This is a genomic window from Sulfurospirillum barnesii SES-3 (assembly GCF_000265295.1).
Lineage (GTDB): Bacteria > Campylobacterota > Campylobacteria > Campylobacterales > Sulfurospirillaceae > Sulfurospirillum > Sulfurospirillum barnesii.
The window spans coordinates 2,145,578-2,167,281 of record NC_018002.1 but is presented as its reverse complement, the minus strand read 5'-3'; the positions used below and the strand labels follow the sequence as shown (position 1 = coordinate 2,167,281).

At 40.5% G+C, this 21,704-nt stretch carries 20 protein-coding genes and 1 tRNA gene; 13 read left to right on the top strand and 8 right to left on the bottom strand.

Going from position 1 to position 21,704, the window contains the following annotated elements:
* Positions 1-98 precede the first annotated feature (98 nt).
* Positions 99-863, bottom strand: a complete 765-nt coding sequence (locus tag SULBA_RS10890; RefSeq protein WP_014770343.1) for a class I SAM-dependent methyltransferase — start codon at positions 861-863, stop codon at positions 99-101.
* 435 nt (positions 864-1,298) lie between these two features.
* Here SULBA_RS10890 and SULBA_RS10885 point away from each other — a divergent pair, with 435 nt between their 5' ends.
* The 11 genes from SULBA_RS10885 to selD all read left to right on the top strand — a co-directional run bounded on the left by SULBA_RS10885 (position 1,299) and on the right by selD (position 11,854).
* Positions 1,299-1,496 (top strand): twin-arginine translocation signal domain-containing protein, encoded by a 198-nt coding sequence (locus SULBA_RS10885; RefSeq protein WP_014770342.1) that lies wholly within the window; start codon positions 1,299-1,301, stop codon positions 1,494-1,496.
* A gap of 14 nt (positions 1,497-1,510) precedes the next feature.
* The gene (locus SULBA_RS10880) at positions 1,511-4,309 is read left to right on the top strand and encodes a formate dehydrogenase subunit alpha (RefSeq protein WP_014770341.1); all 2,799 of its coding nucleotides are present in this window, start codon (positions 1,511-1,513) and stop codon (positions 4,307-4,309) included.
* Between the two features lie 7 nt (positions 4,310-4,316).
* A complete protein-coding gene (gene fdh3B / locus SULBA_RS10875; protein ID WP_172634069.1) occupies positions 4,317-4,919 on the top strand; it encodes a formate dehydrogenase FDH3 subunit beta in 603 nt (200 codons plus the stop codon).
* Between the two features lie 11 nt (positions 4,920-4,930).
* Positions 4,931-5,830: a formate dehydrogenase subunit gamma gene (locus SULBA_RS10870; RefSeq protein ID WP_014769043.1), complete on the top strand. Its 900-nt coding sequence runs from the start codon at positions 4,931-4,933 to the stop codon at positions 5,828-5,830.
* A gap of 106 nt (positions 5,831-5,936) precedes the next feature.
* Entirely contained in the window at positions 5,937-6,725 is a 789-nt protein-coding gene (fdhD, locus tag SULBA_RS10865) for a formate dehydrogenase accessory sulfurtransferase FdhD (RefSeq protein ID WP_014770340.1), read from the top strand.
* A gap of 1 nt (position 6,726) precedes the next feature.
* On the top strand, positions 6,727-7,464 hold the full coding sequence (locus tag SULBA_RS10860) for a winged helix-turn-helix domain-containing protein (protein WP_014770339.1): 738 nt from the start codon (positions 6,727-6,729) through the stop codon (positions 7,462-7,464).
* Positions 7,465-7,602: 138 nt separating this feature from the next.
* Complete coding sequence (gene wtpA / locus SULBA_RS10855; protein ID WP_014770338.1) at positions 7,603-8,553, top strand: tungstate ABC transporter substrate-binding protein WtpA; 951 nt, start codon at positions 7,603-7,605, stop codon at positions 8,551-8,553.
* Positions 8,550-9,773: an ABC transporter ATP-binding protein gene (locus SULBA_RS13205; RefSeq protein ID WP_014770337.1), complete on the top strand. Its 1,224-nt coding sequence runs from the start codon at positions 8,550-8,552 to the stop codon at positions 9,771-9,773. The genes wtpA and SULBA_RS13205 overlap by 4 nt, the downstream gene beginning before the upstream one ends.
* A 52-nt stretch (positions 9,774-9,825) precedes the next feature.
* Positions 9,826-10,014 carry a hypothetical protein gene (locus SULBA_RS10845; protein ID WP_014770336.1) on the top strand — a complete coding sequence of 63 codons (189 nt, stop codon included), beginning with the start codon at positions 9,826-9,828 and terminating at the stop codon, positions 10,012-10,014.
* A 102-nt stretch (positions 10,015-10,116) separates the two neighbouring features.
* On the top strand, positions 10,117-10,707 hold the full coding sequence (gene yedF / locus SULBA_RS10840; protein ID WP_014770335.1) for a sulfurtransferase-like selenium metabolism protein YedF: 591 nt from the start codon (positions 10,117-10,119) through the stop codon (positions 10,705-10,707).
* A 115-nt stretch (positions 10,708-10,822) separates the two neighbouring features.
* A complete protein-coding gene (gene selD, locus SULBA_RS10835; protein ID WP_014770334.1) occupies positions 10,823-11,854 on the top strand; it encodes a selenide, water dikinase SelD in 1,032 nt (343 codons plus the stop codon).
* A 26-nt stretch (positions 11,855-11,880) separates the two neighbouring features.
* Here selD and SULBA_RS10830 read toward each other — a convergent pair whose 3' ends face one another.
* Entirely contained in the window at positions 11,881-13,239 is a 1,359-nt protein-coding gene (locus SULBA_RS10830) for an SLC13 family permease (RefSeq protein ID WP_014770333.1), read from the bottom strand.
* A gap of 221 nt (positions 13,240-13,460) precedes the next feature.
* Between SULBA_RS10830 and SULBA_RS10825 the strand changes: the two genes are divergently transcribed.
* Positions 13,461-14,753, top strand: coding sequence for a DNA polymerase Y family protein (locus SULBA_RS10825; RefSeq protein WP_014770332.1), 1,293 nt, complete (start codon positions 13,461-13,463; stop codon positions 14,751-14,753).
* On the opposite strand, the gene SULBA_RS10820 is transcribed toward SULBA_RS10825, so the two are convergent.
* The 3 genes from SULBA_RS10820 to SULBA_RS12985 form a co-directional block, all read right to left on the bottom strand.
* Positions 14,750-16,213, bottom strand: coding sequence for a potassium/proton antiporter (locus tag SULBA_RS10820; protein ID WP_014770331.1), 1,464 nt, complete (start codon positions 16,211-16,213; stop codon positions 14,750-14,752). The two genes, SULBA_RS10825 and SULBA_RS10820, sit on opposite strands and share 4 nt — an antisense overlap.
* Complete coding sequence (locus SULBA_RS10815) at positions 16,203-17,060, bottom strand: universal stress protein (protein ID WP_014770330.1); 858 nt, start codon at positions 17,058-17,060, stop codon at positions 16,203-16,205. Before SULBA_RS10815 ends, SULBA_RS10820 begins: the two co-directional genes overlap by 11 nt.
* 129 nt (positions 17,061-17,189) lie before the next feature.
* Positions 17,190-17,288: transfer RNA gene (locus tag SULBA_RS12985), tRNA-Sec, on the bottom strand.
* Between the two features lie 93 nt (positions 17,289-17,381).
* Here SULBA_RS12985 and SULBA_RS10810 point away from each other — a divergent pair.
* Positions 17,382-18,005: a lytic transglycosylase domain-containing protein gene (locus SULBA_RS10810; RefSeq protein WP_014770329.1), complete on the top strand. Its 624-nt coding sequence runs from the start codon at positions 17,382-17,384 to the stop codon at positions 18,003-18,005.
* Here SULBA_RS10810 and SULBA_RS10805 read toward each other — a convergent pair.
* From SULBA_RS10805 to SULBA_RS10795, 3 genes are all read right to left on the bottom strand, one after another.
* The gene (locus tag SULBA_RS10805; RefSeq protein ID WP_014770328.1) at positions 18,000-18,647 is read right to left on the bottom strand and encodes a response regulator transcription factor; all 648 of its coding nucleotides are present in this window, start codon (positions 18,645-18,647) and stop codon (positions 18,000-18,002) included. The two genes, SULBA_RS10810 and SULBA_RS10805, sit on opposite strands and share 6 nt — an antisense overlap.
* Positions 18,644-20,494, bottom strand: coding sequence for a sensor histidine kinase (locus tag SULBA_RS10800; protein WP_014770327.1), 1,851 nt, complete (start codon positions 20,492-20,494; stop codon positions 18,644-18,646). Before SULBA_RS10800 ends, SULBA_RS10805 begins: the two co-directional genes overlap by 4 nt.
* An 82-nt stretch (positions 20,495-20,576) precedes the next feature.
* A complete protein-coding gene (locus SULBA_RS10795; protein WP_425353014.1) occupies positions 20,577-21,599 on the bottom strand; it encodes a type II asparaginase in 1,023 nt (340 codons plus the stop codon).
* Between the last annotated feature and the right edge of the window lie 105 nt (positions 21,600-21,704).

The window sequence follows — 21,704 nt, the reverse complement described above, 5'->3', positions numbered from 1 at the left end:
CTTTTGAGATGGAATGAATATTTCCATAAGCTATAATAATACTAATGAAAATCTTGTATTATTATAGCTTCACAAAGATTAAGAAAAGGCTTTATAATTTAATGTTTCCATACTAATATAACTTTTTCAGCTTTTGTATGAATTTCAATCGGCTCTGAAGCAGAGCATTGGTGTAAAAGTGTTTCTATGATCGAAAAATCAGGCACAATGCTTCTACGCTCCAACTGCTCTTTGGCATACTCTTTAGCCTCTTCAAACGTATAGGTATCGCTCCATTGGGTCTCAAAGCATTTGCTAACATAGCTACAGTTCTTAGCATCCAGACGAGCCATAACATCTTGCGCTTTAATGCTTCCTGTTTGGGAAAAGCGTTCTTCTGGAGCATGTGCCTCAAGGAGTGCATCGACAAAAGGGTTGATGCGATAAGACCCCCACGAAACAAAAACACCCTGTTTGGATGAGGCATCTATCATTTTATCAATGGTAAAAATGTCATGAATGGCAGGGGTCATGGAGGCTAAAACGATGTCATAGGGTGGTGTGGGTACGTCAAAAGTGTCCCAATCGCTTTGATGGGTTTTTATCCGTTCTATAACCCCTTCGTTTCGAGCATCTTCTTCTAAAATAGCCAGCATATTAGAAGAGGGGTCAATGGCGGTAACCTTTACATGTAAAAGCGCTAAAGGAATACTAAACGTACCTGTTCCAGAGCCAATGTCTAAAAGTGTGCTCTGTGGTGCATACGCTATGCCTTGCTCCTTCGTCCATGCCAAAATCTCCTGAACATCTTTACTCATTGAGGGGGTATTAAAGTGTGGGTAACGCTTTGCAAGTGTGTCCCAAAACTGTTTTTTAGGTTGCATGCTTCTCCTTTACATGTAAAAGCGTTATTGTAACCAAAGAGAACCAATAAAAAGAACTAACATATTATGCTTAATTTGCATATTTAAGAAAATATTAATATTTTAAAGTATCTTTTTTTTTATAGTTTACTATCACACGCCTTGTGTTACATTTTCACATATCGGTAAATAATTATTTACTGATGGTATATTTACGTTATATGTTGTTCATGGTATAGGCTTACGGTGTAAGCTCACATAGGTATCGTGAAAGGCTATAGTATCACTACTAGACTATACTTTCATTTTTATACTTCCGTGTTTATTTTATCATTAACATCATTCTTGGTGCACAAAAAATTTTAATTTTACTGGTAAAGTAATTAAGACCATTTTTGTGTTAATTGGTTTTACATGTAGGTTACATGTAAACATAAAACCTTCAAGGAGGGGTGTATGACAAAGATGCGCCGCAGTTTTCTTAAAACCGCTGTGTTAGGCTCAGCTGGCGTAGCCATAGGTGTTTCACCGTTGCTGAGTGCTGAGAAAATGCCTAGTGCTTCAGGTGGTGTTGTCGTAGGTAAATCGAAAAAGAAAGAGATTACCTACAAAAAAACTCAGGCATGGGAAGACTATTATAAGTCTGCTCTGTGAGAAAGGAGAGATCGATGAGTGAATTAAATGCAAAAGTAGGGCGAAGAAGTTTTCTTAAAATGGCAGCCATTGCGGGTGCTTTTGGAGCAACTTCTGGATTTGCCAGTGAAAAAGTAACGAGAGCCGCAACCGAGGAAGAGGTTAAAAACCCTTACCCAGGTTCAAAAATGGTCAAAACCATCTGTAACGTCTGTTCGGTTGGTTGTGGTGTTTTAGCAGAAGTACACAATGGCGTTTGGGTTCGTCAAGAAGTGGCACAAGATCATCCATTAAGTTTAGGGGGACATTGCTGTAAGGGTGCGGGCATGATCGATATGATTCGCTCCGATGTACGCTTAAAATACCCGATGGAAAAAGTGGGCGGTCAATGGAAACGTATCTCGTGGGAAGATGCTTATACAAAAATTGGTGCACAATTAAAAGCCCTTCGTGAAAAACACGGTCCTGATGCGGCAATGTTTTTAGGCTCAGCGAAGATGAGCAATGAGCAAGCGTATTATTTACGTAAATTTGCCGCATTTTACGGTACCAATAACATCGATCATCAAGCACGACTTTGCCATAGCTCAACCGTAACGGGTGTTGCCAATACCTTTGGTTATGGTGCGATGACCAACCAACTAGGAGACATTCAAAACTCAAAAGCGGTTTTAATTATGGGCGCCAACCCAGCGGTAGCACATCCTGTTGGTTTCCAACACTTCTTAAAAGCCAAAGAGCGTAGCAACACAAAGTTGATTGTGGTTGAGCCTCGCTTTACGAAAACGGCTGCTAAAGCGGACATGTACGTGCGTTTACGCTCAGGTACCGATATTGCCTTTATTTACGGAATGATTCATCTGATTTTGAAAAACGGTTGGGAAGATAAAAAGTATTTGCAAGAGCGTGTATTTGGCTACGAAGATGTGTTTAAAGAGGCTGAAAAATGGACACCTGATGTGGTTTCTAAGGTAACAGGCGTGAGTGAAACCGAGTTGATTCAAGTGACCAAACTTTTTGCTACCTCAAAACCAGGCTGTTTGGTGTGGACCATGGGTTGGACACAACACAGTATTGGTACGGGAAATACCCGTGTAGGACCAATCTTGCAGATGATTTTAGGCAATATGGGTGTTGAAGGCGGTGGCTGTAACATTCTAAGAGGTCATGATAACGTTCAAGGTGCCTCTGATATGGGGTGTTCATCTGAGACACTTCCTGGCTATTATGGTTTAGGTGAGCCTGCATGGAAACACTTTTCAAATGTTTGGAAAACAGATTATGAGTGGATCAAAGGGCGTTTTAAAAATAGTGAAATGATGACAAAAAATGGTTTTACACTGGCACGTTGGTCTGAGGGTGTTATGAAAAATGACGCCATTTACAATGGCGGAACTGACCTAAAAGCCCTTGTGGTGATGGGCTGTGGAATTACTTCTACCGCACAACTTCAAGAGGTGAAAAAAGGGCTTGATAATGTAGAGCTTTTAGTCATCACCGATCCATTTATGAATGATGCGGCTATTTTAACCGATAGAAAAGATAACCTTTTTATTCTCCCCGTGGCAACACAATTTGAAACCAGCGGTTCTGTGACAGCAACAGGACGTAATGTTCAATGGAGAAGCAAAGTGGTTGAACCACAATTTGAGTGTAAAACCGACCACGACATTATGTTTGAATTAGCTAAACGCTTAGGATTTTATGATGAATACACCAAAGCCTTAGGCGATGGTAAAGGTAAATTTGAGTGGCCAGAAGATGCTACACGTGAGATTGCACGGGGTATTCGCTCTATTGGTATGGGTGGACACACGCCTGAGCGACTTAAAAAACACCAAGAAAACTGGCATATGTTTGAAGAGGTCAGCGTTGCGGGTATGGGACCTATGAAAGGTGAATACTACGGACTTCCATGGCCGTGTTGGAATGAAACCCACAGCGGTAGCCCAATCTTGTACAATGTCAACAAACCTGTGAGTGATGGCGGTATGGGATTTCGTCTGAACTGGGGCGTTGAAAAAGATGGCGTCAGCCTTCTTGCAGGTGAGGGCAGTGCGCCAAAAGGTTCAGCGATTGCTAAAGGACATGGTGCATTAACCCTAGACATGCTTGAAAAAGCAGGTGCAACATTTAGCGAAGAAGAGAAAGCAATCGTTGCAGGTAAAAACTTTGCGACCGATCTTAGTGGTATCCTTGTTAAAAAAGGTCTTGCATTAGGACTTTGCCCATATGGTAATGGAAAAGCAAGAGCTAAAGCGTGGAACTTCCCAGATCAAATTCCACTTCACAGAGAGCCTATTCACTCGCCAAGTGCTGAGATGATCAAAGCGTATCCGACCTATCCAGATAAAAAAGATCACTTTAGGGTTGATACGAAATATATCTCTGCTCAAACGAAAAAAGATTACACCAAAGAGTTCCCACTTATCATGACCACAGGTCGTTTGGTAACCCACAGTGGAGCAGGTGCAGAGACAAGAGCTTCAAAATACCTCAGTGCGCTTAATCCTGAAATGTTTATTGATATTCATCCCAATACAGCACTCAATCTTGGTATTCGTAATGGGGAAATGGTGTGGGTGTATGGCGTTGAAGGAACACGCATTCATGTGAAAGCGAAATTCTCTTACACCGTGGATGAAAAAACTATCTTTATGCCATTCCACTATATGGGTAAATTCCAAGGTAAAGATTTAAGTGCGAACTATCCAGCGGGTACAAAACCTTACGCAACAGGTGAGTCGGCTAACACCGTGGTTGGTTATGGCTATGATATTATGACGCAAATTCCCGAGACAAAAACGGGTCTATGCCGCGTAGAAAAAGCGTAGGGGGTGGATGATGGAATACGCAAGAATGAAATTTTACTGCGATGAGAGCAGATGTATCGAGTGTGATGGCTGTAGCGTCGCATGTGCGGAAGCACATGAGCTACCCGTTGGTATCAGTAGACGAAAAGTTGTCACAATCAATGAAGGAATACCTGGTAAGGAAATGAGTACATCGATTGCATGTATGCACTGTACAGACGCTCCATGTGAGCAAGTATGCCCAGTGGATTGTTTTTATATCCGAGAAGATGGAATCGTTCTTCATGATAAAGAGACATGTATAGGCTGTGGATACTGCTTGTACGCATGTCCATTTGGTGCACCACAATTTCCTCGTGATGGCGCCTTTGGTGCTAAAGGGGCAATGGATAAATGTACCATGTGTGCAGGTGGTCCTTTAGAGACTAACTCTGAAAAAGAGCGACATCTCTATGGTCAAAATAGAATCGCAGAGGGCAAAGTACCTGTGTGTGCAGCCATGTGTTCCACCAAAGCCTTACTTGTAGGCGATGCCCAATCGGTTGCGAATGTCTTTAGAGCACGTGTCGCAACACGAGGTAAAGGGGCTAATGCACCTTATGGATGGGATAAGGCGTATAAAAACCAATGAAAGGATTCGCAATGAAAAAAGTCATTTATATGTTCATTGCGACTCTGGCTTTGGCATCCGTGGCAATGGCTACGGATAGCCAAATCTGGGGTGAGATGCGCATACAAAATATCCTAGGGTACGGACAAGAAGAGACCTTGAAATTAGGAGCACTCTTTACCTTGCTTCAAGGCAAATACTTTGCATGGATATTTCTAGCTGTCCTCATTGGTGTACCAAGTGTCTTCTTCTTACACTATAAACTGGTAGGCCCTAAAGTCTTCCCACACAGTGAGAAAAAACATTATGCCTTTAACCTGTTTCATCGAACCGTTCACCAAATTGCAGCAGTAAGCTTTTTGGTACTCGTTCCAACAGGCTTTATTATCGTTTTTGGTGATTTCTTTGGTGGAGGAACACTCGTTCGAATGGCAAAAAACCTTCATGGTATCTTTACCATTCCCTTTGCGATTGTGGTCATTCCTATGGCACTCATGTGGCTGAAAGAGGCACTCTTTAACCTTGAAGATGTCAAATGGTTTATGATTTTAGGAGGATACCTCTCTAAAGAGAAACAAGTGATTAATGCTACCCAATTTAACGCAGGTCAAAAGATGTGGTACTGGGTGGCAATACTTGGTGGCATTACCATGATTCTAAGTGGGGCAATGATGTTCTTCTTAGATTTTAAAATGGAGATGTTGCATAACCTCACAGGTCTTTCTCAAATAGACCTTCTAAGAGTTGCCGCTATTGTGCATAATGTGATGGGCTTTGCGGTTGTCGCCCTCTTTATTACCCATGTCTATATGTCTATGTTTGCCATTAAAGGGGCAGTGCATAGTATTATTACAGGGTATGTCGAAGAAGAAGAAGTTAAGTTTCTTCACAATGCGTGGTATAAGAAGCTTAAGGAAAAAGGAAAGTTTTAGTTCCTTTGTTCCTTTACATGTAAGAAAGTAGCGTACTCATTTTAAGGATAGTACGCTACAATTTTTGACAATATATATGCAAAATTAGCACGTTGGAGGAGAAAGCATGGAAGCTGTTTTTAAAACAAGCATTACCAAGATCAAAGGTAAAGAGATATTTGAGCGTGAAGATACATTGGTGCGTGAAATTAAGCTTGAACTCTATGTGAATGGCAATCGTGTGGGTGCGGTGATGGCAACGCCTGTGGATCAAGAAGCCCTTGCGATTGGGTATTTGATGAGTGAAAATATCATTGAGAAATTTAGCGATGTCACTTCTTTGAAGCTTCTTAATGATGGCATGCGTGTGGACATTGAAGCCAAAGTGAATGATGAAAATATTAAAAAATTAAGTGCTGAGGGCGTGGTGATTAGCGGATGTGGCAAAAGCATGACCGCAAACATAGACCCAGAAGCGATTGAAGCCAAAGTGATTAAAAGCACGTTTCGTTTGAGCGCTTCCAAACTCTCCCGTGAAATGAGTCAGTTTTACACCGAGTGCCCGTTGTACGAACAAACAGGCTGTGTGCATACGGCAAAACTCTTTACAGATGAAAATACATATTTTATTGGAGAAGATATTGCCCAACACAACACCATTGACAAAGTCGTAGGAAAAGCGGTGATGGCAGGGATAGATGTACGCAATGCTTTTTTAATGGTCAGTGGCAGACTTTCTTCTGAAATGGTAGCCAAAGCAGTGATGCATCAAATTCCTATTTTAGCCTCTCGTACGGCATCGACCTGTTTAGGTTTGATGATAGCAGAAAAGTTTGGGCTGACGCTCATTGGTTTTGTCAGAGGCGATACAATGAATGTGTACCGTCATCCTCAAAGAATTTCAGTGGAGGTATAAAATGGCTGAAATGCAAGAGTTGATTAGACACTATTTGAACGATAAAGGCAAGCTGGATTGTGCCGATGCCTATAAAATTGCGGCTAAATTAAAATGCCCGATTCGTGAGGTTGGCGATGCAGCTAAAGCGATGGAAATACGTATTGATGCGTGTGATTTGGGTCAATTTGGAAAGGTAGAAGGTGGATCGTTTGATATAGAAGCGTTAAACCGACTTACTCCACTTTTAGACGATCAAAATCGTGTTACATGTAAAGATGCAAGGGCGCAAGCAGGTGGCATTGGGCTTAAAAAAATCAGAGGCACCCTCAAAGAGAAAAACATTGATGTGACGTATTGTAGTTTAGGCTGTTTTACAGAAAAAAGACGACCACGTTTGTATGTCAAAACCAAAACATGGATAGAAAATGCCGAGGGTGAATTGCTCTTTGGTAAAGGTAAAACGGAGATTTTAGAGCTCATCGAATCAGAAGGGTCTATTGCCAAAGCCTCTGAAAAAATTGGGATGAATTATAAAAAAGCATGGACGCACATTAAAATTTTGCAAAAAAATATCAACGATGTGATGGTAGAGACTAAACAAGGGGGCGGTGAAGATGCGGGCACAAAACTTACCTCTGTGGCGCATGAATACATGGAAAATTATCGTAAGCTTCAAGATGACATTGAAAATTATGCCAATGAGCGGTTTAAAGAGCTTTTTTTAAAGCCTCGCAATCAAAAAGAGTTTCGAAAATAGTACGTGTATGCTATTTTGATGCTATGAAAAGTGAGTAGACTCTTAAGGTTGAAAACATTAAATGTGACGTAGAATTGGTTTTTTATGCGACATATCCGTATAAATATGCAAAAAACACATATCTTTAAAGGAATTTTAATGAAAAAAGTTTGGGTACTCAGTGCCCTTGTGGCATCGTTGTTGTTGGCTAAAGAGCCTGTTATTGTTTTACATGCAGGAAGTTTATCGGTTCCTTTTGCAGAAATTGAAAAAGTTTTTGAAGAAAAATATCCCCAATTTGATGTGCAAAGAGAACCCAGTGGCAGTGTGGCAGCAGCTCGTAAAGTAACGGATTTGGGAAGGGCTGCGGATGTGATGGGCAGTGCGGATTATCAGGTGATTGATACCATGTTGATTCCTAATCATGCAAAGTTTAATGCCCATTTTGCGACCAATGAGATGGTTTTAGCCTACACTGAGAAATCAAAATTTGCGAAAGACATTAACGAAAAAAACTGGACGGACATCTTTTTGAAAGAGGGCGTTGTGGTAGGGCATTCTAACCCCAATTTAGACCCTTGCGGGTATCGTTCTATGCTTGTGACCATGTTGGCAGAAAAACATTACAAAAAAGCAGGGCTTTATGACGCATTGTTTGGCTATGGTGATCACTATGAAATTGGGGAAGAGAACGCTAAAAAAGTGATTGTACGCCCCAAAGAGACCGATTTGTTAGGGCTTTTGGAAGCGGGACAGTACGATTATCTCTTCATTTACAAATCCGTTGCAGACCAACACAAACTCAAATACGTCACACTGCCTGAAGAAATTAATCTTAAAAATGCCAAGTTTGAAGAGGCTTACAAGGCGGTTTCCTTTAACATTGATGGGAAGAAACCTGGCGTTGTGGAAAAACAAGTGGGTGCGCCAATGGTGTATGGTTTGAGTGTGTTTGAAAACGCTACATCTCCCGCCAACAAAGCAGGTGCGGTTGCTTTTGTGAACTTTGTTCTCTCTGCTGAGGGACAAGCGATTATGAAGAAAAACGGACAAGATGCCATGAATCCTCCTATCATCACAGGCGATAGTTCCATTTTAGGACAAAAATGAGTTTTTTAAGCCTTCAAGCCCTTACATGTAATGTGGGGGCGTTTCATCTTCATGATATTAGCTTTGATGTGGGAGAGGGTGAGTATTTTGTCATCTTAGGGCACAGCGGTGCTGGAAAAACAGTTATTTTAGAATCCATCGCAGGCTTGCACCGTGTGGGTGGAAAGCTTCTTTTTAATCAAGAAGAAATAACCCATAAAGCCCCAGAAGAGCGCTCCATTGGTTTTGTGTATCAAGACTTTGCACTGTTTCCCAATTTGAACGTACGAGAAAATATCCGTTTTGCAGGACGGTATAAAGAGATTGAAGATGCGGAGTCTTTGTTTAACGATTTGGTGGATTTTTTAGGTTTGGAAAAGTTGCTTGATAGGCGCATTGATAATCTCTCAGGTGGAGAGAAACAACGCATCGCCATCGCTAGGGCGGTTTTTTCACGCCCTAAAATTTTACTTTTAGATGAACCTTTAAGTGCTATTGATCCCACCTTTCGCAATGCCATTATGAAATTTCTTAAAGATATTCATAGGCGGTATGGTTTAACGACGTTACATGTAACGCACAATTTTCGTGAGGCTTCGTATTTGGCGGATAGAATTGCCATCGTTATGGATGGACGGGTGCAACAAGTGGGAAGCACCAACGATGTTTTATCGCAACTCTTAGATGAACCAACCAACAGTTTAGATTACAGTGGGCTTCCACAATTTAGCGATGCTATCGTGTATGCCAATCGTGAATGGGGAACGACTGTGATTGTTGCAAGTCACGATTTGTTGTGGCTTAATGAAATTGTAACCCGTAAAGTTGGGCTTCATTTTGGGCGTTTAATGGATTTTACAAGCAGTAATTTAATCATGGGAAAGTGGCGTGAAAGTGGGGATGAACGTATTTTTGATTTTGATGAGACACAGCGTATGTCACTTCCTAAAAGTTATCGTATTGGTGAAAAAAGAGGTGTGGCGATTAACCCTCGTGACATCTGTGTTGGTTTGGAACCGTTTACATGTAATGATGATAGTGTTTGCCTCAAAGGGATTATTCGTGAAGTGGCTCACAGTGTGAAAAGCAATGAAATTTCTTTAAAAATTGCTATAGGCACACATGTTTTAGAGTGTGTAGAGAGCTTTGAATATTTTGAGCAATACCGTTTTTATCCCTCTGCACAGGTGTATGTTCATTTTAAAAAATCGGCCATTAACGTGCCATCAAAAGAGGCATAGTTTTACAAAAATCGTGCTAAAATAAAGCATTATTAAAGAAAGGGAGTTTCACATGTTTGTAAAGTTAAATGACAGAGTGTATCTAAATGCAGATCGTATTACACGAATTAAAATTGATGAGGTTCAAGATGGTATTCGGGTTCGTTTTTACGAAGGTCAGGTGCAAGTAGCAAAAAGCCATACGTTTGAGAGTGTTGATGCCGCTCAAAAATGGGTTGAAAAGACCATGAACCAAAAATAAATTTTTACATCATTGTCTGTTTATTCTGAGAGATATTTATCTCTCTTCTGCTCTTGTAGGTCTAAGGTTTAGACAAATGCTATTATGTACAAAAGGAAATTCATGAAAATTGATTGCAGTGGCTTAGCGTGTCCTGAGCCCGTATTACAAACCAAAAAAGCCTTAGAAGCTTTGCCCAATGATTCCATTTTAGAGGTTGTGGTGGATAACCTAGCTTCCAAAGAAAATGTGGTGCGTTTTGCACAAAACGGTGGCTTTGAAGCACGTGTGGAGGCAATGGCTGATGGAAAAACACTTGTTTCTATTATTAAAGGCTTTACATGTAAGGTGCTTAGTGAGGAAAAAAGTGAGCAGTTTTTAGATAAAACGCTTTTTCTTAAAAGCAATACAGTAGGCGAGGGCGAATTAGGCGCTAAGCTTATTGTCGGTTTTTTAAAATCAGCTTTAGAATTGCCTAAAATTCCAAAGCGCATTATTTGTGTGAACACTGCTGTGTATTTAACCACTGCTGATGAAAATTCTCCTATCATTGAAGTGCTCCAAGCGCTTGAGGCCAAAGGCGTTGAAATCTATTCGTGCGGGGTCTGTTTGGAATTTTATGGGGTGAGTGAGAAGCTTAAAGTGGGAAAAATCGGCAATGCCTATGGTACCATTGAGATGCTCTTTGGTGGAGAGGGTACAATATCTTTATAATAACGCTTTCAAAGCAAAGCTTTTCAAACTACGTTAACACTGGGTTTTCCTCAGCGGAAGGCTCGTACTACTTCGTGAACATTTCATGCTCAAGAAGTTGAAATTAAGGTATACAATGAACAACGAAGCAAAATTGACCAAGTACGTCAAAGCTGCGGGTTGTGCTGCCAAGCTGGGTCCGGGAGACCTCACAGAAGCGATAGGTGGTCTCAACTGCAGGCATGAGAAGGTACTGGTAGGAATGGATGAGAGTGATGATGCCAGTGTCTATTACCTCGATGAAGAGCGGGCCCTTGTGCAAACGGTCGATATTATCACCCCTGTGGTGGATGACCCATTTGTGTATGGGCAAATTGCCGCGGCAAACTCGCTAAGCGATGTGTTCGCTATGGGTGGTGAAGTCGCTACTGCAATGAATATTGTCGGATTTGATGGCTGTCATCAACCACGAAGCGTGCTTAAAGAGATTTTAGCAGGCGGACAGAGTAAGGTCAATGAGTGCGGTGGGGTGATTATTGGGGGGCATACGATAGAAGCGCCTGAGATGACCTATGGCATGAGTGTCACAGGTTTTGTGCATCCTTTAAAGATTTACCGCAACAACACGCCTCGGGTGGGAGATGTGCTCATTTTAACCAAACCTTTGGGAATGGGTGTGTTAACCACGTCCATTAAAGCGGATATGCTTGAGAATAGTGTGGTAGAAAAAGTGGCGTCTATTTTAGCCACGCTCAATCATAAAGCTTCACGCATTATGCAAAAATACGATGTAAGTGCGTGTACAGATATTACAGGTTTTGGTCTGTTAGGTCATGCCTATGAGATGAGTTTTCATCGAGTGAGCATTGGTTTTTGGGTGAACAAGATTCCTATTTTAGAGGAAGCCAGAGCGATGGCGGATATGGGGATTATCCCAGCAGGTGCGTACAATAACAAAAGTTATGTGAGTGCATATGTAGAAGCTAAAGTGCCACATAAAGATGAAATTTTGCTCTACGATGCACAAACTTCGGGCGGACTTTTAATAGCCGTCTCCCAAAACGATGCGCCAAAACTTTTGCAAGAACTGCTTGATGAGGGGCTTAGTTACAGTGCTATTATCGCTGAGGTGTTTGAAAAAGAGGACAAACCACTCTTTTACATGTAAGGAAAAATCCTTACATGTAACAAGAATTAAAGAAAAAACTTCCAGTAAAATTCTGCTGCAAAAACAATCAAAAGAATACCGACAACATTGAGAACAAACCCGATTTTTGCCATAAAAGCAACACTCACCATACCCGTACTCATCGCAATGGCATTGGGTGGGGTGGCGATAGGAAGCATAAAGGCGTAACTCGCACAAATGGTGGCTGCCATCATAAGCAGTTGTGTATCAGCCCCCACGGCTTGAGAGAGTGAGAAGATGATGGGAAGCATAATGGAGATCAGTGCAGTGTTGCTTGTAATTTCTGTGGTAAAAGTAACTAAAGCTGCAACAATGAGTAAAATGAGCCACGGTGAAAAATCAGCAACGAGCATCAATTTATTCGCAATCTCTCCTGCTAATCCTGTTTTAGAAAATGCTGCAGCAATGGCAAACCCCGCACCAAAGAGAAACATAATATCAAAGGGTATTTTTTTGCTGTCTTCCCATTTGAGTACGCCAATTTTTGGCAAAAACATAATCAAACCGTAGCTGAGTAAAATAATGCGCTCATCCAGTCCCAACCCATCATAATAGGGTTTAATCGGAGAGTTGACAAACAAAAGGACAATTAAAGAGATCAGCATCCATAAAAGACGTTTTTGCGCATGTGTGATTTTATGCTCTTCTTCGATTTCTTGAATATGCCCCACATTGTGTAAGCCATAGGAGAGAAAAAAGGAAGCAAAAATGACCATGACAAAGGCAACAGGCGTGACCAGCATCATCCATTTTACAAAAGGAATCATCTCCATACCATGATTTTCCATAAAGCCTAAAAGAAGCATATTAGGCGGTGTTCCCACAGGGGTAATAATACCACCAATGCTCGCACCATAGGCGATGGCCAAAATAAAACGCACCTGCAAAATCTTATGCGAACTCAAAAACGTCGCAATAGGAATCAGCAATAATGCGGTGGTGGTGTTCGATAAAATGGAGCTTAAAAGTCCTGAGGTGATGGCTAAAGAGAAGATAACGCCTCGTGGTGTGGTAGGAAATACGGTTAAAATCTTTTTAGCAATAACCTTGTGAAGCCCCGTTTTTTCCGTGGCAATCGCCAGTAAAAATCCTCCTAAAAAGAGGTAAATAATGGGGTTTGAGTAGTTCGTGGTGGTAGCCCCCGTTTCCAGTAGTCCCAAAGCGGGGAAAAGAATGATAGGTAAGAGGGAAACAACGCCCACAGGTAGACCCTCATTGGTCCAAAGTGTGACTAAAAAGACAAGCACACCAATCATCGTGGCATGAAGCGGTTTAAATCCTAAGAGTGCCAAAGCGTAACCCACGCCACCAAGCAACAAGGCAATAGCGATGAGTTTGACCGCAGGCTTTTCTACATGTTCCATAATAGCAGTATTCCTTTTTCTCTAATTTTTAAACGATTTTAATGAACTGTAAAGACATAAAAAAGACTTTTTGTTTCAAATTGTAAAATAATTTTTTTTTCTTCTCTAAAGTGTGAACTAGGGTAACAAAAAAATATAAATATTTCATTTTGTAATACTTTTAGTTGAATGTTTTAAAAAGATTTATACTGTACATATCTTTACATGTAAGAAGGTTTTGCGTGATTATTCACATGGATTTGGACTGTTTTTTTGTCTCAGCGGAGCGTACCAGAAGCCCTTTTCTAAAAGGCAAACCTGTGGTGGTGTGCAAAAGTGGTGATACTAAAATTTTTAGCACACACGATATGCCCAGTATGCTCACCGAGGGGGTTGGTGGGTTTAATGGCATGCTTCACCATCAAAAAACATTCCAATGTTTTCATAAAGAGGCGTGGAGAGAAGAGTTTATAGACGAAAAAGGGCAGATTCATGGCATTGTGATTGCAAAAAGCTATGAAGCAAAACGGTATGGTATTCAAACTGGTATGCGTTTACAAGAGGCGCTTTTAAGAGCTCCTTCACTTCTAATTGTACCTAGTGACCATCTTTTTTACCAGCAACTCTCCCTTGCACTGAAGGCTTTTTTACAGAGTAAAATTCCCCTTTTGGAGCAGTATAGCATTGATGAGTTTTGGGGCGATTTGAAAGGTTGGGTGCGTGATGAAGAGACCTATGCTTTTATGGCACACGTGCAAAAAGAGGTCTTAGAGCGTTTTGATTTGCCCCTTTCTATTGGGGCATCCCGTTCAAAGTGGATTGCAAAGCTTGCAACGGATTTTAATAAACCATACGGGCTTACCCTTGTACCTCAAGAAAAAATTGCTGCATTTGTTGCTCCCATGAAGATTGCTTCGTTTCCTGGCATTGGCAAGGTGTTGCAAAAAAAGTTTGCTTCGTATGCCATTGAAACCCTAGGGGAAGTCTTAGAGCATGAAAAATTGGTGATGGGTTTTGGAAAAATAGGAAGAGATTTAATAGCACGATTACGAGGCGAAGATAACGAGCCCGTCATTGCCAACCGTAACCGTCATTCCGTTGGAATTTCTCGAAATTTCGCGGCAATACATGCGCGTGAAGAGGTCTTAAGACGTGCTATTATTCTTTCCCGTCATCTCTCTTATACGATTGAAAAACTAGCCCTCAGACCCACAACGTACGCTTTTTCCCTACGCTATGAGACGGGAGTTCGGGTGCATACCTCTCAAACAATTGAGAGGGTTTTTAGCGAAACACTCTATCGTCAATGGGTTGTAAAAACGCTTTTAAGCCTTGATGCCCATACGCATTATGGTATTACGCACATCAGCTTAAGCCTCAGTAACTTCATCTCGCCTTCGCACACCAAAACCTTTTCGCTTTTACATGTAAACACCGATGAAAAAGCCAAACGCCTTAGCGAAAAACTCACGCATCTGCGTGATATGTATGGCATTGATATTGTAAGGAGTGGAGCAGAAAAACGCCATCATTAGGCGCTAAAACGTTTTGAAATGGTCTCATATAACTCTTTTGGGTCACAATAGACCAGTAAAAGGTCATTGGCATGAAAGAGGGTTGAGCCTGTGGGTTTCAGACTTTTGCCTTGCCTTTTTATTAAGACAATTAAAAATTCTGAGGGTAAGTCAAGTTCTGCCAAGGATTTTCCAATGACTTCAGCGTTTTCTTCCACATAGAGTTGTCGCATAGCGTGGTAAAAAAGAGGTGATGCCGCAACATTGTTTGTCAATGCGCTCTTTTCTTGAGGCTCTTCAACGCCTAACAAACGTGCCATCCACGGCAGTGACATGCCTTGCATCAAGAGTGAAATCAGTACGACCAAAAAAACGGTGTTAAAAATCATAGAGGCGTGTTCAAGATTTTGTAAAAAAGGGTAGGTGGCTAAAACAATGGGTACGGCACCTCTTAGTCCTACCCATGAGATAAAGAGTTTCTCTTTAACAGTTAAAAAAGAGCCTAAAAGGGTTAGAAAAACACCAACAGGACGTGCAATAAAGGCAAGCCATAGCGCAATGAGAATGCTCTGCCATGCAATGTTGGGAAGTTCGGAGGGAAAAACAAGAAGACCCAGTGTGAGAAAAACCCAAATTTGCATAATCCACGCCAAACCATCGTGAAAGCCCACCAGATTTTTTTTGTGGGTAAACTCTTTGGCGTTGGCAGCAATGCCTGCAATATAGACTGCTAAAAAGCCATTGCCTCCTAGCATAACCGTTCCACCAAAAAGGAGCAAAACCCATGCAATGCTAAAGACGGGATAGAGCCCATAGTAACCTAAATGGAGTCGGTTGAGCATCAAAGGCAATAAAAAACCAAAGAGGTAGCCTAAAAGCCCTCCAATGAGAAATTGAAGAAAAAATGAGAAGATAAGTTCAGAAAAGGAGAGTTCATGTGGTATGGCAATGAGTTGAAGCACGCTCAGGGTTAAAAAAATTGCCATGGGGTCATTGCTTCCTGATTCAAGCTCTAACAAAGGAGCCAAAGGACGCTTCAGTGCAATCCCTTTGGCTCGCAAAATAGCAAAGACTGCCGCCGCATCGGTCGATGATACAATCGCACCAACCAGTAGCGACTCTAATGTGTTAAAATGAAAAAGATAATGCACACATAATGCCGTGAGCAGAGCCGTTAAAAGCACACCCAACGTGGAGAGCAATAAACCTTCTTTAATAACAGGTCTGATGACTTTCCATGAGGTGTCAATTCCCCCACCAAAAAGAATAAAAATAAGCGCAATGGTGCCAATGCTTTGTGCTAAATTGGGATTATCAAAATGAATACCCAAAATACCATCTGAGCCAGCAAGCATGCCAAGCCCCAAAAAAATAAAAAGTGTGGGAACCCCAAACTTATCGGAAATTTTACTTGAGATCACGCTTACAAGCATCAAAAATGCAATGATAACAATGTACCACTCCAAATTTTCAATGACCATGATGTGCCTTATGCGTGTGGTGAACTTTGTAAATTAAAACGTCATTTTTTGATTTTTCCAATAGGTCAAACGCAAAAAAGCTAATGTTTCCCGTGGTGTGAATGGCAACGAGGTCTGCTTTTAAATCTTTATGATTCTCTTCAAAGCGCTCTGAACTTAAAAGCTCTTTTCGTACAATAGGCACAACTCTTTTCAAAGGAATTTCAAGCGATTTAATAAAAAGATTGAGTTGTGTCTCTGCGGCTTGCCTGCTCTCTTCATGAAAATTCATAATTTCATGTTCATTAAAGCCATACATTCCCAGTCTAAACTCAAAAGGAACACTATAAAGATGCAATAAAAGCAAGAGCGCATTGGGGAAAAGATGTTCAATATGCTGAACCATAAGGGCGGAATCTTTCGACAAATCCGTAGGAATGAGAATTGTGGTATAGTTGTGAAGGGTATGGTTTTTGGTTACAAAAACGGGTATGGAAGATTTTTTAATAATGGCTTTGGTATCAGAGCCAATAAAAATAGCTTCAAGTGGATGCTTCTCTTTATTGTCGCCTATCATCACCATATGTGCACCAATCGTCTTGGCAACAATTTGAATGGTCTTATCAACCGCTCCATCAAGGCAGTAAAAATGTTTTTTCTCAACCAGAGAAGAAGAAGCATGTATAATTTCCCAGCAATGCTCTGCAATCTCTTCATGGGATTTGTTTTTTTGAAAAAGCTCATTTTCGATGACATGAACGACATGGAGTGTTGCTTCAAATTTCTCTGCAAAATGGTGTGCTTTTTTTAGAAGCGTCTTTGTACCCTCTGAAAAATCAATTGCGACCAATAGTGTGAAATTTTGCATAATTACTCCTTGCTTTGGTTTGGTTGAATGTATCTGTAAGTGTATTTGATTATAACTTTTTTACGAAAGAGTGTCAATTTTGAAGGGATGGTTTTTTTATTTTTTATGTTGAAAAATCAAGAGAAGTAGTGGCGAGAGGGTGGAGGAATCGAACCTCCCAAGAGACGGTCAACCGCCCCTCCAATCGGCTTTGAAGGCCGTGGTGCACACCAGAGTCACATACCCCCCGCAAAGGGAAAATATTGTAACCTAGATTTGCTTTAGTGAGAATAAAGTTAGTATTCTTTATAATGAATGAAAGTTCATGTAAGGAGGTTAGACATGGTGTTACGTCTGTTTTTACTGCTGTGTTTGCCTTTTTTAATGTGGGCAGCACCGAAGCAATCTGGGGAAAATATTTGGGTTAAGGTAGGGCAAATTTACGGTATTGAGCCGAGCCTTTTGTACTCTATTGCAAAAGTTGAGAGCGATTTGGACCGTTATGTGGTTGCCTTTAGTGCGGATAAAATGACCCCTAAACAAGCAACAGAACTTCAAACTTTTTTAAAACAAAAAGGGATTGAGAGTAAGCAACACACCAAAGTGATTGCCATTAAGAGCAAAAATAAGTACGAAGCCAGTCATGTGGTGCATTTTCTCTACACCCGTAATTATCCCCGTTTTGATATGGGCATCATGCAAATTAACTCTATTCATAAACCCATGCTTGATAGGGCAAATATCTCTTTTTATGACCTGTTCGACCCAAAAATCAATATTCAAGTGGGGGCATATATTTTAGCGACCTGTTTTGCCAAACATAAAAATAACAAAGATGCCATTAACGCCTATAATGGCAAGATTAATGACAATCCGTATTCTGCTAAAGTGTTTAAAGAGTTTAGAAAGCTTTACAGCTCCTATCAAAAAGATAGCACAAAACTCTATTACAAAGACCCCTCATAGCTCACCCAAGCGATACCCTACCTCTTTAATCATCTCAATAGCGCCCTCAGGAAGTTTTTTACGTAAACGCTTAATCAGAGCTCGCATATTGAGCACACTGGTCTCCTCGCCCTCCCAGACATACTCTTCAAGTTCGCTAAAGGTAATGACACGGTGTCTGTCTTTGATAAAAAGATCTAAAAACATACACTCTTTTTTAGCGAGTTTTATCTCTTCATTCTCAGGTGAAAAGAGGCGATGATTTACATAATCATAGGTATACCCTGTCCAAAGGGTAATCACTTGTGAAGGTTTGTGGCAGAGTTTTTTTACTTTTTGCACAAGTTCGTAGATAAAAAAAGGCTTTTTAAGGTAGTCATCACAACCTATTTCATAGGAAGTTTGAATTTTCTCTAAATCGTGATTAGAACTCATAATAATAACAGGAATCTCTTTATGATAAAGTCGTATGGTTTCTAAAATGGAGAGTCCATCAAGGGAGGGAACATTAATATCTAAAATAAAACAGTGGTAACCACAATTCAGCGCATCGAGGGCTTTTTCACCATCAAAAAAGAGATCAACACTGTATCCTTCTTTATCTAAAACACTCTTAATCACTTTTGCTAAACGGTCATTATCTTCAAGTACTAAAATTTTCATGTTACATTTCCTAGTGTGATGGTAAAACAAGCACCATCATTTTTATTAGAAGCGGTAATTTTTCCGCCCATTTTATCTTCAATAATCAGTTTACTCATATACAGCCCAATCCCATGCCCTTGTTTTTTGGTTGTAAAATAGGCATCAAAAAGATGGGATAACTTTTCGTTTTGGATACCTCCTGCGTTATCACAGATTTCTATAATGACTTTTTGTGCGTGATTGTAGACCATAATAGAAATTGTGCCCCGTTTTATTTTTTTCTCTTCTCTTTGTTGAATAATCTGGTCTTTGGCATTGTTAACAATATTAAGAAGCGTTTGCATAAATTCGTTTTTATAGCCTTTTACCATCAGGTTAGTGGCATTGCTTATATCAACGCTAACATCAATGTAATTATACTTAATTGTATGATTGATAATTTTGAGCATGGTCTCAATGGCTTCATTCACATCAAAAACCGTTTTGGTGGTTGAGGGCATAATAAAGGCTTGAAAACTGTTAATGGTGTCTGTCATATAGTGGACTTGCACCATAATATCATGGACAAATTGGTTGTTCTGTTCTTCTGTTTGCTCCGTTGTGCTGTAAAAATGGTCTTGTGCAATGGTTGCAATCTCCACCAAAGGATTTTTCCATTGATGGGCTATAGAAGAGAATACTTCCCCAATCTCGGCGAGTTTGGATTGTTGAATGATAAATTGTTGGTGTTTGTTTTTTTGCACTTCAACCGCACGTAGCTCTTTTTCAGAACGAATGCGCATATAAATGTTATGAAAGAGTCCTAAAATAAGAAAAATAAGAAAAGGCGAAATGAGAAACACAGCATCAATGAGCTTTCTATGACGATCAAAAAAGGTCTCAGGTTCATTGACAAGCTCAAATTCTGGGATGACAGGATTGGGATAAATTTCAAATTGTTTAATTTTTTGCACATCAAATTGGTACCAATACTCCTCAAATGTTTCTACATGTAAAGGATGAATTTTTTTATCCAAGGCATCTAGCACCATCTCCCCTGTTGCCATACCTAATTTTTGAACAGGAACAAGCTTTCCACCAAAGGCTCCTTTGCCAATAAAGAGGGTATCGGTAATAAAAACGGGTAGGGCACTTTTTTGAATCATGGCAGCGATTTGGTTGTTTTTATACAAGTTACCATAGCGGTCATTGTAAAAGCGAATGTAAAAAATGGCTTCTTCTTTATTGGGGGTGGAGAAGCGTTTTTCAAGCTCTTCAAGGGTGGATTGGCGAATGTATTCGATTTCAAGGCTCTCTTTGTACTCTTCCATGGCTTCTCGAATAAAAGGTTCACTATCGTCTCCATTAGCGCTGGCATCGTTAATGATGGTGATTTTTTTAAGCTTAGGCATCATTTTTGCCATCAAAGGGATAGTCTCACCAATCGCACGTCTTTCCATAACTCCATAAATTCGGTCTTCTAAACCTTTTTCGTGAATTTCTTTCAGGTCAAACTGCTCTAAGCCTGTAAATAAAATGGGCTCATCGGTAAAGAGCTCATGGTAATACTCAATTAAAAAATCATAGGCAAATTTATCCACAGCAACAATAAGGTCATGTTTTTGATTTTTGAGTTGAAGTTTATAAAGCTCACGCAATTTTTCATAGTACTCTTTGGAATTAATGCGTTTAGAGTCCATGTATAAAATGTTCATGGTGATTTCAGGATGTTTGTAAAAGACCTCTTCCATACCATGTAAAACATCATCGCTCCACTGAAAGCCTTTGTGATAGGAATTAATGATGAGAATTTTTTTATCGTGTGCCCATGCGTGGGTGGTGCCCATAAGAACAAAAAGGATTAGAAAGAGAAGTATTTTTTTCATGGCGTTTGTTCTTTTTAAAGATTATTATAACACATGAGAGACAAAGTCCCATCTCCTTCCGCCAAAAGAGATGGGAATGTTTTTAGTACTCTAAGAACATTTTTTGAAGCGCTTTTTTATCGTTGGTTTTCGTTAAACCTAACATTAAAAGAACACGTGCTTTTTGTGGGTTAAGGGTAGTGGTTGCGATGAAGCCATATTTTGCATCATCCACTTCGCCCTCTAGGGTTGTACTACCACTGCCTACACGGCTACTACGTGCGACAACAACACCTTTTTTAACGGCGTCAGCCAAAGCATCTTGTGTGAGTGGGAAAGGATTTCCATTGCCCATACCGGCATGAACAATCGCTTTAGCACCTGCGTTAACCGCAGCTTTTACCATAACATCCGTGTCATTTGGGTGTCCATAGACAATGTCAACACGTGGTAAATCTTCAAGTTTAGCAACATCAAATTCAGAGTTTACCGTATGTTTACGAGTAGGTTGCATGTAGTATTCAACATTACCATAATATACGGTACCAATTTTACCACTGTTTGGTGAAGCAAATGCATTGACTGAGCTTGTGTTCACTTTAGTGACTTCTCGTGCACTGTGAATTTCATCGTTCATGACAACCACAACGCCTTTACCCGCTGTTTCTTTATTTGTGACAACATGCATTGCATTGTAAAGGTTCATTGGACCATCCGCACTCATAGAAGTGCTTGAGCGCATTGCGGCAACAAAAACGACAGGTTTTTTACTTTTTACGGTTAAATCAAGAAAATACGAAGTCTCTTCTACAGTATCGGTTCCGTGAGTAATGACCACACCATCAATCTCTGGGTTAGCAAGCAATTCATTAACACGTTTTGAGAGTTTAAGCCAAACTTGATTGGTCATCTCTTGAGAACCAATGCTAGAGATTTGCTCCCCTTTAATCGTTGCCATGTCACTGATCGCTGGAACAGCAGCAATGAGTTTGTCTACGGTTACAGCACCTGCTGAGTAAGAACTTTTAAGCTCTGATGTTCCAGCACCTGCGATGGTGCCACCTGTGGCAAGAATGGCAATGGTTGGTTTTGCCATCAACGAAGAAGCGCCAATAAGCGCTACCATAAGAGAAGTACGTAATAAATTCATGCGAAAGCTCCTTTAAAAAGTTTGGTTTACATGTAAAGGCATTCGGCTCAAAAAGAGCCGAATTAAAGCATAAAAACATTT

What these genes read in the sequence shown, in the direction of transcription:
- SULBA_RS10890 (WP_014770343.1), bottom strand. Translation starts at nt 863, where the DNA reads ATGCAACCTAAAAAACAGTTTTGGGACACACTTGCAAAGCGTTACCCA.
- SULBA_RS10885 (WP_014770342.1), top strand. Translation starts at nt 1,299, where the DNA reads ATGACAAAGATGCGCCGCAGTTTTCTTAAAACCGCTGTGTTAGGCTCA.
- SULBA_RS10880 (WP_014770341.1), top strand. Translation starts at nt 1,511, where the DNA reads ATGAGTGAATTAAATGCAAAAGTAGGGCGAAGAAGTTTTCTTAAAATG.
- fdh3B (WP_172634069.1), top strand. Translation starts at nt 4,317, where the DNA reads ATGATGGAATACGCAAGAATGAAATTTTACTGCGATGAGAGCAGATGT.
- SULBA_RS10870 (WP_014769043.1), top strand. Translation starts at nt 4,931, where the DNA reads ATGAAAAAAGTCATTTATATGTTCATTGCGACTCTGGCTTTGGCATCC.
- fdhD (WP_014770340.1), top strand. Translation starts at nt 5,937, where the DNA reads ATGGAAGCTGTTTTTAAAACAAGCATTACCAAGATCAAAGGTAAAGAG.
- SULBA_RS10860 (WP_014770339.1), top strand. Translation starts at nt 6,727, where the DNA reads ATGGCTGAAATGCAAGAGTTGATTAGACACTATTTGAACGATAAAGGC.
- wtpA (WP_014770338.1), top strand. Translation starts at nt 7,603, where the DNA reads ATGAAAAAAGTTTGGGTACTCAGTGCCCTTGTGGCATCGTTGTTGTTG.
- SULBA_RS13205 (WP_014770337.1), top strand. Translation starts at nt 8,550, where the DNA reads ATGAGTTTTTTAAGCCTTCAAGCCCTTACATGTAATGTGGGGGCGTTT.
- SULBA_RS10845 (WP_014770336.1), top strand. Translation starts at nt 9,826, where the DNA reads ATGTTTGTAAAGTTAAATGACAGAGTGTATCTAAATGCAGATCGTATT.
- yedF (WP_014770335.1), top strand. Translation starts at nt 10,117, where the DNA reads ATGAAAATTGATTGCAGTGGCTTAGCGTGTCCTGAGCCCGTATTACAA.
- selD (WP_014770334.1), top strand. Translation starts at nt 10,823, where the DNA reads ATGAACAACGAAGCAAAATTGACCAAGTACGTCAAAGCTGCGGGTTGT.
- SULBA_RS10830 (WP_014770333.1), bottom strand. Translation starts at nt 13,239, where the DNA reads ATGGAACATGTAGAAAAGCCTGCGGTCAAACTCATCGCTATTGCCTTG.
- SULBA_RS10820 (WP_014770331.1), bottom strand. Translation starts at nt 16,213, where the DNA reads ATGGTCATTGAAAATTTGGAGTGGTACATTGTTATCATTGCATTTTTG.
- SULBA_RS10815 (WP_014770330.1), bottom strand. Translation starts at nt 17,060, where the DNA reads ATGCAAAATTTCACACTATTGGTCGCAATTGATTTTTCAGAGGGTACA.
- SULBA_RS10810 (WP_014770329.1), top strand. Translation starts at nt 17,382, where the DNA reads ATGGTGTTACGTCTGTTTTTACTGCTGTGTTTGCCTTTTTTAATGTGG.
- SULBA_RS10805 (WP_014770328.1), bottom strand. Translation starts at nt 18,647, where the DNA reads ATGAAAATTTTAGTACTTGAAGATAATGACCGTTTAGCAAAAGTGATT.
- SULBA_RS10800 (WP_014770327.1), bottom strand. Translation starts at nt 20,494, where the DNA reads ATGAAAAAAATACTTCTCTTTCTAATCCTTTTTGTTCTTATGGGCACC.
- SULBA_RS10795 (WP_425353014.1), bottom strand. Translation starts at nt 21,599, where the DNA reads ATGGTAGCGCTTATTGGCGCTTCTTCGTTGATGGCAAAACCAACCATT.